We start from the raw sequence: 12,541 nt of genomic DNA, 5'->3' as shown, positions 1-12,541 counted from the left end.
GCCCTGGGCGACCGGCACCAGGCCGGTGGCCACCGCGGCCGCCGCGCGCCGCTGGAGCCGCCGGCGGTGTAGCGCCAGGTCCCACGGGTTGCGCGCCGGCGGCGCGACCAGCCCTTCGGAGTAGAGCGAGCAGCCCAGCTCGGAGGTGGTGGTCTTGCCGAGGCTGACCAGCCCGGCGGCGGCCATCAGCCGGACGACGTCGGCGTCCACCGGCGGGACGAAGTCGGCGAACGCCGCGGAGCCGAAGGTGGTGGCGCACCCCGGCGGTGAGGGTCAGGTCCTTGATCGCGGTCGGTACGCCGTGCAGCGGCCCGCGCCCCGCGACCCGCACCGCGTCGGCGGCCCGGGCGGCGGCGAGGGCGCGCTCGGGCGTGACGGTGACGAACGCGCCGACGGTGTCGCCGAGCGCGTCCACCCGGTTGAGGTGGTGCGTGACCAGCTCGACGCTGGAGAGCTCGCCCCGCGCGACGGCGGCGGCCTGCTCCAGCGCGGTCAGGTCGTGCGGCTCGGCCATGCCGCCATCCTGCCCGCTCGGCGGCCGGTTGGCCCGTCGACACGGCCAGCCGGGACGCGGAGCCGGCCGATCAGGAGGACGGCGTCTTGTCCTCGTCGAGCAGGCCGGTCCAGTCGCGACCGACCGGGAGCAGGTCACGGGCGGCGACCCGCCGGTCGAGGCCGAGGAAGCGCAGCGCGTTGCCGCCGAGCAGCTTGTCGCGCTGCTCCCCGGTGAGGAAGTCCGCCTCGTGGACCACCCGTCCGACCGGCCGCTCCCCCAGCGGGTACGGGTAGTCGCTGCCCAGCAGCACCCGGTCGCGCCCATGGTGTCCACCAGCAGCCGCAGCGCGGCCGGGGCGAAGACCACCGAGTCGACGCTGAACCGGTCGGTGTAGGAGCTGGGCGGCGCGGTCGAGGCGCCGCGTACCAGGTCGCCACGGCGGTGCCAGGCGTTGTCGGCGCGGCCCAGCCAGAAGGGGAAGCTGCCGCCACCGTGCGCGAAGCAGATCCGCAGCGTCTCCGGCACCCGGTCGAAGACCCCGCCGAGGATGAGCGCCAGCACCGACAGGTGCGTCTCGGCGGGCATGCCGGTGAGCCAGCGGGCCATCCACCGGTCCAGCCGGGGCCCGCCCGGCATGTCCCACGGGTGCACGAAGACCGGCGCGCCCACCTCCGCGCAGTGGGTCAGGAACTGCACGATGCCGGCGTCGTCGAGGTCGCGGTCGCCGACGTGGTTGCCGATCTCCACGCCGACGTGCCCGGCCGCCAGGCAGCGGTCCAGCTCGGCGCAGGCCGCGTCCGGGTCCTGCAACGGCACCTGGCAGAACGGCACCAGCCGGTCCCCACCGGCGGCGGTGACCTCCAGGGTGAGGTCGTTGAAGATCCGGGCGACCTTCACCGCCTGGTCGGCGGGGCGGTCGTAGGAGAAGAAGACCGGCGTCGGGGAGACCACCTGCACGTCGACGCCGTCGGCGGCCATGTCGGCCAGCCGCGTCGGCGCGTCCCAGCACTCCGCGCCGACCGGGCGGAACTCGGTCTCACCCACCATGATCATGGCGGCGCGCTCGGAGTCCACCCGCAACCAGGGCCAGCCGGACCCGCCGCACGCCGCGGCGAGGTCCGGCCACCCCCTGGGTACGACGTGCGTGTGCACGTCGACGACCGGTGGGCGCATCAGCCCTTGCCCGGGTGCAGCGTGCCGCACTTGTCGCAGGTGCGCGCGGCCTCGTCGGCGTAGAATGCCTGGAAGACCGGGGGCAGGTCGGCGGCGATGTCCCGCACCTGCAACTCCACCTCGTGCACCTGGTGCCCGCACTCCGGGCAGTACCACTGGAACTTCTCCAGCGTGCCCTCCTCGCGGACCCGCTCCACCACCACGCCGATCGAGCCGGCCTCGGGGCGCTGCGGCGAGTGCGGGGTGTTGCGCGGCAGCATCCACATCTGACCCTCGCGCACGTGCACCGTACGCGGCCCGTCGGGCGTCATCAGGTTGATGTGCATGTTGCCCTTGACCTGGTAGAAGAACTCCTCGTACGGGTCGACGTGGAAGTCGGTGCGCTGGTTGGGCCCGCCCACCACCATCACGATGAAGTCGTCCCCGCCCGGGAACATCTCCTTGTTGCCCACCGGCGGCTTCAGCAGGTGCTGGTTCTCCGCGATCCAGCCCGGGAAGCTGAACGGCTCGGCGATCTCACTCACGACTGACCTCCTTGGGGAAGCAGGGCGACGGCCTGGATCTCGATCAGCAGGTGCGGGTGCGGCAGCTGGTGCACGGCAACCGTCGTCCGGGTCGGCCCGGACGCGTCGAAGAACTCCGCCCACACCTCGTTGTAGCCACCGAAGTCGTTCATGTTGACCAGGTACGAGGTCACCTGGACGAGGTCGGACAACTCCGCGCCGACCGACCGCAGCAGATCACGGATGTTCTCGATGACCGCCCGGGTCTGCACCCGGATGTCGAGGTCCGTGGTGCCGAACTCGTCCACCGACACACCCGCGAAGGTGTTGTCCGGCCGCCGCGAGGACGTGCCCGAGACGAAGACGAACCCGCCCGCCACCTTGACGTGCGGAAACGCCCCCCGCGGCACGGCCTTGCCGGCCACCACCCGGGCGGTCACGACGCGGCCCGCAGCGAGGCGGTGCCGAGCTTCTCCACCACGGCCCGCACCTGGGCGCCGGGACGCAGCGGGACGGCCGCGGTGGCGGCGCCGGCGAGGAAGACCCACCCGGAGCGCATCCGCACCCCGTGCCGGCCGGCCAGCCGGATGCCCTCGTCCAGCGCCCGGCGCGGGTCACCGAGGATCGCCGCCGTCGAGCCGACCTGCGCCACCCGCCCGTCGATCTCCAGCAGCACGCCCAGGTTGTCCAGCCCGTCGGGCACCGGCGACCACGGCCCGACCACGAACGCCGCCGCGGAGGTGTTGTCGGCGACCACGTCCGGCAGGGAGAAGGTGAAGTTCGCGTAGCGGGAGTCGATCAGCTCGATCGCCGGGGCGACCGCGCGGACCGCGTCGGCGAAGGCGCCGACCGGCTCGCCCGGGTCGGGGAGCCGGTCCAGCAGGAACGCGACCTCCGGCTCGACCCGGGGATGGATGAAGTCGGCCACGTCGACCGTGCCGCCGTCGGGGACCCGCATCACGTCGGTGAGCCGGCCCCAGATCACCTCGTCCACGCCGACCTGGGCCATCTTCGCCTTGCTGGTCAGCCCCATCTTGAGCCCGACCAGCCGCTCGCCCCGGTCGAGCCGGCGCTGCAGCAGCGCGGTCTGCACCGCGTACGCGGCGTCGACGTCCAGGCCGGTCTCGGCGGCCAGCTGCGGGATCGCGGTGGCCGAGTCCGCCGCCACGCCCAGCCGCTCGGCGATCCCCGCGACGTCCACCCCGATCATGCGGCCTCCCCCTGCTCCTCGCGGCCGGTCAACTGCTCTTCGCGGCCGGCCAGGTCCAGCGCCACGTCCACGATCATGTCCTCCTGGCCGCCGACCATCCGCCGTCGGCCCAGCTCGACCAGGATCGACCGGACGTCCACGCCGTACTTCGCCGAGGCGCGCTCGGCGTGCCGCAGGAAGCTGGAGTAGACCCCGGCGTACCCGAGGGAGAGCGTCTCCCGGTCGACCTGGACCGGGCGGTCCTGCAGCGGCCGGACGATGTCGTCGGCCGCGTCCATCAGCGCGAAGACGTCGCAGCCGTGCTTCCAGCCGTGCAGCTCGGCGACCGCGACGAAGACCTCCAGCGGGGCGTTGCCGGCCCCGGCGCCCATCCCGGCCAGCGACGCGTCCACCCGGACGGTACGGCCGTGCGGGGCGTCCGGGCCGGCCGGCCCGTCGCCGGCGATCCGGCCGTGCTCGACGGCGAGCACGCTGTTGGCCACCCCGAGCGACAGGTTGTGGTGGGCGTGGATGCCGATCTGCGTCTCCGGCCGGAGCACCTGCCGGTACGCGTCGACCCGCTGCGCCACGTCGGACATCAGCAGCCGGCCACCGGAGTCGGTGACGTAGACGCAGTGCGCCCCGTACGACTCCATCAGCCTGGCCTGGGCGGCCAGCCCGGCCGGGTCGTTCATGTGCGACATCATCAGGAACCCGGAGACGTCCATGCCGTTCTCCCGTGCCCAGGAGATGTGCTGGGCGGAGATGTCCGCCTCGGTGCAGTGGGTGGCGATCCGCACGCTGGTCACCCCGAGCGCCTTCGCCGCCTTCAGGTCGGCGATCGTGCCGATCCCGGGCAGCAGCAGGGTGGTCAGCTTCGCGGTGGTCAGCACCTCGGCGGCGGCGGAGATCCAGTCGGCGTCGCTCGCCGCGCCGTGGCCGTAGTTGACGCTGGAGCCGGCCAGCCCGTCGCCGTGCGCCACCTCGATCGCGGCCACCCCGGCGGCGTCCAGCGCGGCGGCGATGGTGCGCACCTGGTCGACGGTGTAGCGGTGGGCGATGGCGTGCATGCCGTCGCGGAGCGTCACGTCCTGGATGTACAGGTCGGTCACGCCGCCACCTCCGTGCTGCTCGTGCGGCGGGCCACCAGTCGCTCCGCGGTACGCAGCGCGGCGGAGGTCATGATGTCCAGGTTCCCGGCGTACGCCGGCAGGTAGTGCCCGGCCCCGGAGACCTCCAGGAAGACCGAGACCTGCCAGCCGGTCAGGTGCCGCCCGAGCGACGGCACGTAGGTGTCGACCCGGTCGAACTGCACGTCCTGCTTGAGCCGGTAGCCGGGGACGTACTCCTGGACCGTGGCCACCATGTCGGCCACCGAGGCGGCGATGGCGGCCCGGTCGGCGTCGGTGTCCGGGCAGAGGCAGTAGACGGTGTCACGCATCAGCAGCGGCGGGTCGGCCGGGTTGAGCACGATGATCGCCTTGCCGCGCTCCGCGCCGCCGACCACCTCGATCGCCCGGGCGGTGGTCTCGGTGAACTCGTCGATGTTGGCCCGGGTGCCCGGGCGGCCGACTTCGAGGCGATCGAGGCGACGATCTCCGCGTACGCGACGGGGGTGACCCGGCCGACGGCGGCGACGATCGGCACGGTGGCCTGCCCGCCGCAGGTGACCATGTTGACGTTGCTCTCGTGCAGGTGCTCGTCCAGGTTGACCGGGGGCACCACGTACGGGCCGACGGCCGCCGGGGTCAGGTCGACCACCGTACGGCCGTGCGCCCGCAGCACGGCGTCGTTGTGCCGGTGCGCGCCGGCCGAGGTGGCGTCGAAGACCAGCTCCACGTCGGCGAACTCGGGCATGGCGACGAGCCCGTCCACGCCGCCGGCGGTGGTGGCCACGCCGAGCCGCCGAGCCCGGGCCAGGCCGTCGGACTCCGGGTCGATGCCGGCCATCGCCACCATCCGGAGGCTGTCGCTGAGCCGCAACACCTTGATCATCAGATCGGTGCCGATGTTGCCGGACCCGATCACCGCCACACCCGTGGTCATACCCGGGCCTCCTTCGAGAAACAGGTCCGCACCGAACCGAGCCCGGAGATCCGGGCCTCGTACGCGGCGCCCGGGGTGACCGGCACCATCGGGCCGAGCGCCCCGGAGAGCACCACGTCGCCCGCGCGCAGCGGGTCCCCGGCCCGGGCCATCGTCCGCACCAGCCACTCCAGCGCGTGCAACGGGTTGCCGAGGCAGGCCGCCCCGGCGCCCACCGAGACCGGCTCGCCGGCGTGCTCCAGCACCATCCCGCACAAGCGCAGGTCCACGTCGGCGAGCCGGCGGGGCGTGGTGCCGACCACGAACATGCCGCTGGAGGCGTTGTCGGCGACGGTGTCCACGATGGAGATGTCCCAGCCGGCGATGCGCGAGTCGACGATCTCGATGGCCGGGAGCACGTGGTCGACCGCCCGGAGCAGGTCCACGGTGGTGACCCGCTCGTCGGTCAGGTCCGCGCCGAGCACGAAGGCGATCTCCGCCTCCACCCGGGGCTGGAGCAGGCGCTCGATCGGCACCTCGACGCCGTCGCCGACCGCCATCGCGTCGGTCAGCACCCCGAAGTCCGGCTGGAAGACGCCGAAGCTCTCCTGCACCGCCCGGGAGGTCAGCCCGATCTTCGCGCCCACCCGGCGCTCGCCCCGGCCCTGCCACGCCCGCGCCTGCAACTGCTGCACCCGGTACGCCGACTCGACGTCGCCCTCCGGCAGCAACCGCCCGCGCAGCGGTGGGCAGGGCTTCCCGCTGGTGCGGGCCTCGGCCAGCTCCCGGTTCGCCGCTTCGATGTCAGCTCGCACGCCGGCTCCTCGCCCGTTCACGACAGGTCCACGCAGACGTTGGTCAGTTCCGAGTAGAAGTCCAGCGAGTGCACGCCGCCCTCCCGGCCGATGCCGGAGGCCTTCACGCCGCCGAACGGGGTGCGCAGGTCGCGCAGGAACCAGGTGTTCACCCAGACGATGCCGGCGTCCAGCCGGGCGCCGGCCCGGTGCGCCCGGCCGACGTCCCGGGTCCAGACCGTCGCCGCCAGGCCGTACTCGGTGCCGTTGGCCAGCGCGTACGCCTCGTCCTCGTCGTCGAACGGGGCCACGTGCACGACCGGGCCGAAGATCTCCTCGGTGTTGGTCCGCGCCCGCGGGCCGAGCCCGGTCAGCACGGTCGGCTGCACGTACGCCCCACCGTCGCGGCCGTCGCCGAAGCGTGGCACGCCGCCCCCGGTGAGCACCTCGGCGCCCTCGGTCCGGGCCAGCGCGTAGTGGCCGAGCACCTTGTCCCGGTGGCCGTGCGAGATCAGCGGCATGTTCGCGGTGGCCTCGTCGGCCGGCCACCCGTACGCCAGCTCCCCGGCCCGCTTGGCCAGCCGGGCGGTGAACTCCTCGAAGACCGGGCGCTGCACGTAGATCCGCTCGGTGCAGAGGCAGACCTGCCCGCCGTTGGTGAAGCTGGAGCGGACCGAGCCGGCCACCGCCGCGTCCAGGTCGGCGTCGGCGAAGACCAGCCCGGCGTTCTTGCCGCCCAGTTCGAACGAGACGGCCTTCACCCCGTCCGCGGCGGCCCGCATGATGGCGCCGCCGGTGGCCGACTCGCCGGTGAAGGTGATCGCGTCGACCCCCGGGTGCCGGGTGAGGAACTCACCGGCCGAGTCCGGGCCGAAGCCGTGCACCAGGTTGAACACCCCGTCCGGCACGCCGGCGGCGGCCATCACCTCGGCCAGCAGCGTCGCCGAGGCGGGCGTCTCCTCGCTGGGCTTGACCACCACCGCGTTGCCGCAGGCCAGAGCCGGGGCCACCTTCCAGGTGAGCAGCAGCAGCGGCAGGTTCCACGGCACGATCACGGCGACCACGCCGACCGGCTTGCGGACGGCGTAGTTCAGCGCCCGGCCGCCGGCCGGGGTGACCGTGGTGAACGACTCGGTCGGGGCGGTCGCCACGATCTCGGCGAAGGCCCGGAAGTTCGCCGCGCCGCGCGGGATGTCCAGGGTGCGGGCCTGCGAGATGGCCTTGCCGGTGTCGGCGACCTCGGCGGTGACCAGGTCGTCGAAGCGGCGTTCCAGCTCGTCGGCGACCCGGCGCAGCACCTCGGCGCGCTCCCGCTCCCCCATCCGGCCCCACGGCCCGCGCAGCGCCGCCCGGGCGGCGGCCACCGCGTCGTCCACCGTGGACTTCGACGCCTCGACCACCTCGAAGACCGGCTCACCGGTCACCGGGCTGCGCTTGGTGAAGCGCGGCCCCGCGTCGACGAACTCGCCGCCGACGAAGTGGCGCAGCAACCCCGGCCCGTCCGGCGCGCTCCCGGCCATCAGCCGCGCGTCCCAGAGCATCATCCGCGCCTCCCCCGGCCGATCGCCGCACCCACCGCGCCGGCCAGCAACGCCAGCCCGCCCGCGGCCACCGCCCCCACCACCGCGTACTGGCGGCGCACCCGGCGGCGCACCTGCGCGTACGGGGTGGTGGAGAAGGAGACCAGTTCGTACTGCGAAACGTACCGGCCGGGCAGCGCCCGTTCCAGGGCGTGCTCGACCCGCTTGCGGGTCTGGAACACCGGCGAGGCGACCTTGTCCCGCATCTCCACGAAGTTGGCCAGCGCCATCCGGGCGATCGCCTCGGCGTTGTCCTGCCGGCGCCGCTGGTAGAGCGGCAGCGCGGCGGACCAGTCGTCGTCGCACTCGTCCAGGCAGCGGTCCAGTTCGACGACGTCCTCCATGGCGCAGTTGGCGCCCTGGCCGTAGAACGGGACGATGGCGTGCGCCGCGTCGCCGAGCAGCGCCACCTTCCCGTCGACCTGCCAGGGCGCGCAGCGGACCGTGCCCAGCACCCCGACCGGGTTGTGCTGGTAGTCGTCGACCAGGTTGGGCGCGAGCGGGATCAGGTCCGGGTAGTGGGTGGCGAAGTGCCGCTCGATCGCCGCCGGGCTGCCCAGCGAGGCGAAGCTGGCGGTGCCGTGGGTGGGCCAGAAGAGCGTGCAGGTGAACGAGCGGTCCGGGTTGGGCAGCGCGATCATCATGGAGGTGCCGCGCGGCCAGATGTGCAGCGCCGACGGATCGAGGGCGAAGTCGCCGCCGAGCGGCGGGATGGTGAGTTCCTTGTAGCCGTAGTCGAGGAAGTCCAGGCTCTCGGTCAGCACCCCGTACCCGAGCAGTTGCCCGCGCACGGCGGAGCCGGCGCCGTCGGCGCCGAGGACGACCGACGCGGTGGCGGCGACCTTGCCCTGCGGGGTCTCAAAGGTCATCTCGCCGCTGGTCGGGTCGAGGCCGACCAGCCGGTGGTCGAAGGCGAGCCGCACCCCGGGCAGCGCGGCGGCGGCGTTGAGCAGGGCGTTGTTCAGCGCGCCCCGGCTGATCGAGTTGATCGCCCGGTCCCCGGAGCCGCTGTACGACTGGAACTGCGGCTCACCGGCGACCGGGTGGATCATCCGGCCGCGCATCGGCAGGGCGTCCGCCATCACCTGCTCGGCCAGGCCGATGCGGCGCAGCGCGTCCAGGCCGCGCTCGGAGAGCGCCAGGTTGATCGACCGGCCCCGCTCGACCCGCCCGCTCCTCGGGTCCGGCCGCCGCTCGTAGAGGGCCACCGGGTAGCCGCGGCGGGCCAGGTAGCAGGCCAGCAGGCAGCCGGCCAGGCCGGCCCCGACCACCGCGATCTCGTCGCGTTCCGTCGTCATGAAGGCACCTCGGCAACCGTCGCGGCCAGCGCGTCGGCGACCCGCCAGCAGTCGTGGTACGTGGAGTAGAGCGGCACCGGGGCGAACCGGACGATGTCCGGCTCCCGGGCGTCGGCGACCACGCCGTGCTCGTGCCGCAGCCGCTTGGTCAGTTCGGCGGCGCTGCCGGCGCCGATGCGCACCGAGAGCTGGCAGCCCCGCCGCGCGGGATCGCGCGGGGTGATGACGGTCAGCGGTCGGCCGGGGGTCACCTCGTCGAGCAGCCGTTCCAGGTAGCCGGTGAGCCGGACGCTGCGCTCCCGCAGGGCCGCCATGCCGACGCTGTCGAAGAGCTCCAGCGAGGTACGCACCGGGCCCATCGCGAAGATCGGCGGGTTGGAGATCTGCCAGGCCTCCACGGTGGCCGGCGGCCGGGACACCGGGGTCATCTCGAACCGGGTGGTCGCCTCGGTGCTCCACCAGCCCTCGAAGCGGGGCCGCCGGGGGTCGCCCAGGTGCCGCTCGTGGACGAAGACCCCGCCCAGCGCGCCGGGCCCGGAGTTGAGGTACTTGTAGGAGCACCAGGCGGCGAAGTCGACGTCCCAGTCGTGCAGCGCCAGCGGCACGTTGCCGGCGGCGTGGGCCAGGTCCCAGCCGACGATCGCGCCGGCCGCCCGGCCGGCGGCGGTGATCGCCGGGATGTCCATCAGCTCGCCGGTGAGGTAGTTGACCCCGCCGAGCAGCACCAGCGCCACCCGGTCGCCCTCGGCGGCCAGGTAGTCGGTCACGTCCTCGGTGCGCAGGGTGTCCTCGCCGGCGCGCGGCGTCAGCCGGACCACGGTGGCGTCCGGGTCCAGGCCGTGGAAGCGGGCCTGGCTGCGCACCGCGTAGCTGTCCGAGGGGAAGGCGCTGTCCTCGATGACGATCCGGGTCCGCTCGCCCGCCGGCCGGTAGAAGCTCACCATCAGCAGGTGCAGGTTGACGGTGAGGGAGTTCATCACCACGGTCTCCGCGGGCCGGGCGCCGACCAGTCGCGCGGCGGGCACCGTCAACAGCTCGTGGTACGGCAGCCACGGCCGCTCCGCCTCCAGGTGCCCCTCGACACCGAGCCGGCTCCAGGCGTCCAGGTCGGCGAGGAGTTCCGCGCGGGTGGCGCGGGGTTGCAGGCCGAGAGAGTTGCCGGCCAGGTAGGCGGTCTCCGGGTAGCGTCCGCCGTCGGCGGGCGGCACGTGGAAGAGGTGCCGGTGCCCGGGGTCGGCGGCGTCGAGGCGGTGCGCCTCCTGCTCCGAGGTGGTCATGTCCCGCTCCCCGCTCACATCGCCGTCCGGGCCGACCACAGCTCCGGGAAGACCACCCGGGCCATGCTGCGTTGCAGCCAGGCCAGTCCGGCCGAGCCGCCGCTGCCGACCTTCGCGCCCATGGTGCGCTGCACGGCCTTGACGTGGTTCCACCGCCAGTCGCCGAACTGCTCGGCCACCTCGGTCAGCGCCTCACCGAGCAGGCGGAGGTGGTTCTGCGGCCCGCCGTCGTCGTAGATCTCGACCCAGGCCGCCTCGACCGACGGGTGCGGCCGGTGCTCGACGGTGACGTCCCGCTCCAGCAGGTCGGCGGGGAGGTCGTGGCCGTGCCGGGCGAGCAGGGCGAGCACGTCGTCCCAGAGACTCGGCACGTCGAGAGCGGCGCGCAGCTCGTCGTAGACCTCCTCCTGGCGCCGGAACGGCCGGATCAGCGCCGGGTCGCGCAGGCCGAGCAGGAACTCCAGGTGCCGGTACATGGCGGACTGGAAGCCGGAGCCCTCGCCGAGCAGGTTGCGGAACCTGTTGAAGTCCGCCGGGGTCATCCAGCGCAGCCCGCGCCAGGCGGCGTTGAGCCCCTCCAGGTGCAGCGCGGCCCGGCGCAGCGGCGCCAGCGCCTCCCACACCCGGTCGGCGCGCAGGTCCCGCTGGGCCTGGCGCAGCTCGTGGCAGGTCAGCCCGAAGTACAGCTCCATGATCTGGCTGACCATCAGGAAGGACATCTCGCCGGGGTCCGTGCTGAGCGGCTGCTGCAGGGTGTGCAGCGTGCTGGCGTGCACGTACGCGTCGTACGGCACCCGGTCGGCGAACTCCAGCGTGGGTTCGCCGCCGTTGCGGGCCGCCTGCGCGGTGCGCTGCTGCGGCGTGACCGGGCGCACCGCGGCGGTCCGCGTAGGCGCCCGCAGATCCGTCTGATCCACCTTGTCGTCTCCTCCGTGAGCCGGGTGACGCCATGATGCCCTGGTCACAACGGCATACGGAATGCCGATTCGACGGCGATCCGGGGTTTCACCTTCGGCGCGGAAGGCTCTTCTGCCGTTCGACCTGCGGAAGGTAAGGTCACGCGTGGACGAGATGGACTGGGCCCTGCTGCGTGAGCTGCAGACCGACGCGCGCCTGTCGTACAGCGAGCTGTCCCGGCGGGTGCACCTGTCCCCGCCGGCGGTGGCCGAGCGGGTCCGCCGGCTGGAGGAGTCCGGCGTGATCACCGGCTACCACGCCCACGTGGACCTGACCCGGGCCGGTCGCGGCGTGGTCGCGCTGATCCGGATGTCCTGCTACGGCTCGCGCTGCATCCTGCACGACCCGGACGTCGCCGGCTGGCCGGAGATCCGGGAGATCCACCGGATCACCGGCGACGCGTGCAGCATGCTCAAGGTCGCCGCCGGCTCGATCACCGAGTTCGAGGCGGTCATCGACCGGCTCGCCCCGTACGGCCAGCCGTCCAGCACGATGGTGCTCTCCACCCCGCTGGACTGGCACCCGGTCACCCCGCTGCCGAACCCGCCGGCCGGGGCGCCGGGCACCCGCCGCCGCTGACCCGTGCGGGTTTGCCCCACGGCGAGCGGGAATGCAGGCCCGGACACCCGTCGCAGGATTCCGGCGCACCTGGCCGGGAGGGGAGAATCATGCGGGGGCTCAGCGCGTACCATCGTGCCTTTTCCGCCGTCCTGGCGATGTTCGCCCTGGTCGCGGCGTTCGTCCTGGCAACGGCCACACCGGCCCGGGCCGGGGAGAACACCTTCGTCGAGGTCACGCCGAACACCGCGCAGGCCGGCACCCGGGTCAACATCCGGGCCAGTTGCGACAACGCCAACAACCAGCAGGCCACCGTGCAGTCGGACGCCTTCGGCCGGGTGGTGCTGCGGCCGGACAACGGCTTCCTGACCGGGGCGGTGACCATCCCGGGCAACAAGCAGCCGGGCGACTACCCGGTCGACCTGCGGTGCGCCAACGGCAACACCGCGTCGACCATCCTGACCGTGCTGAACATGGCCCAGCCGAGCAAGGGCCCGGCGACCGGCGGCGGCGGCACCGCCGGCGAGCGGGGCGCGGGTTCGCTGCTCCTGGTCGGCGGCCTGGCCGTGGTGACCGTGGTGGCCGGGCTCGGGATGTTCAGCGGGAGCCGCCGGCGGGCCGGGACGGGCTCCTGACCTCACGTCGCCATGACCCGCACACGCAGACGCACCCCGCGGTCGGGTCGGGACCG

11 protein-coding genes and 3 pseudogenes are annotated in these 12,541 nt (G+C 73.5%); 2 read left to right on the top strand and 12 right to left on the bottom strand.

All coding sequences use genetic code 11. The annotated features are described in order from the left end of the window. From JNW89_RS14030 to JNW89_RS13975, 12 genes and pseudogenes are all read right to left on the bottom strand, one after another. Nucleotides 1–514 (bottom strand): annotated as a pseudogene (locus tag JNW89_RS14030) (amidase family protein); the annotation flags it as partial. A 70-nt stretch (nt 515–584) separates the two neighbouring features. After that, nucleotides 585–1,669: pseudogene (locus JNW89_RS14025) on the bottom strand (amidohydrolase family protein). Further along, nucleotides 1,669–2,193 carry a 3-hydroxyanthranilate 3,4-dioxygenase gene (locus JNW89_RS14020; protein ID WP_238449270.1) on the bottom strand — a complete coding sequence of 175 codons (525 nt, stop codon included), beginning with the start codon at nt 2,191–2,193 and terminating at the stop codon, nt 1,669–1,671. The pseudogene JNW89_RS14025 and the gene JNW89_RS14020 overlap by 1 nt, the downstream one beginning before the upstream one ends. Beyond that, nucleotides 2,190–2,612 carry a RidA family protein gene (locus tag JNW89_RS14015; protein WP_088960708.1) on the bottom strand — a complete coding sequence of 141 codons (423 nt, stop codon included), beginning with the start codon at nt 2,610–2,612 and terminating at the stop codon, nt 2,190–2,192. Before JNW89_RS14015 ends, JNW89_RS14020 begins: the two co-directional genes overlap by 4 nt. After that, complete coding sequence (locus JNW89_RS14010; RefSeq protein ID WP_238449269.1) at nt 2,609–3,382, bottom strand: 2-keto-4-pentenoate hydratase; 774 nt, start codon at nt 3,380–3,382, stop codon at nt 2,609–2,611. The genes JNW89_RS14015 and JNW89_RS14010 overlap by 4 nt, the downstream gene beginning before the upstream one ends. Then, nucleotides 3,379–4,473, bottom strand: a complete 1,095-nt coding sequence (gene dmpG / locus JNW89_RS14005; protein ID WP_238449268.1) for a 4-hydroxy-2-oxovalerate aldolase — start codon at nt 4,471–4,473, stop codon at nt 3,379–3,381. The genes JNW89_RS14010 and dmpG overlap by 4 nt, the downstream gene beginning before the upstream one ends. Next, nucleotides 4,470–5,407: pseudogene (locus tag JNW89_RS14000) on the bottom strand (acetaldehyde dehydrogenase (acetylating)). The gene dmpG and the pseudogene JNW89_RS14000 overlap by 4 nt, the downstream one beginning before the upstream one ends. Beyond that, nucleotides 5,404–6,201: a 2-keto-4-pentenoate hydratase gene (locus tag JNW89_RS13995; protein ID WP_238449267.1), complete on the bottom strand. Its 798-nt coding sequence runs from the start codon at nt 6,199–6,201 to the stop codon at nt 5,404–5,406. The pseudogene JNW89_RS14000 and the gene JNW89_RS13995 overlap by 4 nt, the downstream one beginning before the upstream one ends. Nucleotides 6,202–6,218: 17 nt before the next feature. Further along, nucleotides 6,219–7,700: a 2-hydroxymuconic semialdehyde dehydrogenase gene (locus JNW89_RS13990; protein WP_238449272.1), complete on the bottom strand. Its 1,482-nt coding sequence runs from the start codon at nt 7,698–7,700 to the stop codon at nt 6,219–6,221. Nucleotides 7,701–7,720: 20 nt separating this feature from the next. Continuing rightward, on the bottom strand, nt 7,721–9,058 hold the full coding sequence (locus tag JNW89_RS13985; RefSeq protein ID WP_238449266.1) for an NAD(P)/FAD-dependent oxidoreductase: 1,338 nt from the start codon (nt 9,056–9,058) through the stop codon (nt 7,721–7,723). Next, nucleotides 9,055–10,335, bottom strand: a complete 1,281-nt coding sequence (kynU, locus tag JNW89_RS13980) for a kynureninase (protein ID WP_238449265.1) — start codon at nt 10,333–10,335, stop codon at nt 9,055–9,057. Before kynU ends, JNW89_RS13985 begins: the two co-directional genes overlap by 4 nt. 14 nt (nt 10,336–10,349) lie before the next feature. After that, complete coding sequence (locus JNW89_RS13975) at nt 10,350–11,252, bottom strand: tryptophan 2,3-dioxygenase (protein WP_238449264.1); 903 nt, start codon at nt 11,250–11,252, stop codon at nt 10,350–10,352. A gap of 145 nt (nt 11,253–11,397) precedes the next feature. Here JNW89_RS13975 and JNW89_RS13970 point away from each other — a divergent pair, with 145 nt between their 5' ends. Next, on the top strand, nt 11,398–11,871 hold the full coding sequence (locus JNW89_RS13970; protein WP_210775998.1) for an Lrp/AsnC family transcriptional regulator: 474 nt from the start codon (nt 11,398–11,400) through the stop codon (nt 11,869–11,871). 137 nt (nt 11,872–12,008) lie between these two features. After that, nucleotides 12,009–12,485, top strand: a complete 477-nt coding sequence (locus JNW89_RS13965) for a hypothetical protein (RefSeq protein ID WP_238449271.1) — start codon at nt 12,009–12,011, stop codon at nt 12,483–12,485. Nucleotides 12,486–12,541: the final 56 nt, after the last annotated feature.

The sequence above is a fragment of the Micromonospora sp. 4G55 genome, from assembly GCF_016803375.1.
Note: the sequence above shows the minus strand (reverse complement) of the source record. Positions and strands in the feature narration are given on the sequence as shown.

Coding starts and splice junctions, on each gene's coding strand:
- JNW89_RS14010 (WP_238449269.1), bottom strand. CDS start 3,382: ATGATCGGGGTGGACGTCGCGGGGATCGCCGAGCGGCTGGGCGTGGCG.
- JNW89_RS13990 (WP_238449272.1), bottom strand. CDS start 7,700: ATGGCCGGGAGCGCGCCGGACGGGCCGGGGTTGCTGCGCCACTTCGTC.
- JNW89_RS13985 (WP_238449266.1), bottom strand. CDS start 9,058: ATGACGACGGAACGCGACGAGATCGCGGTGGTCGGGGCCGGCCTGGCC.
- kynU (WP_238449265.1), bottom strand. CDS start 10,335: ATGACCACCTCGGAGCAGGAGGCGCACCGCCTCGACGCCGCCGACCCC.
- JNW89_RS13965 (WP_238449271.1), top strand. CDS start 12,009: ATGTTCGCCCTGGTCGCGGCGTTCGTCCTGGCAACGGCCACACCGGCC.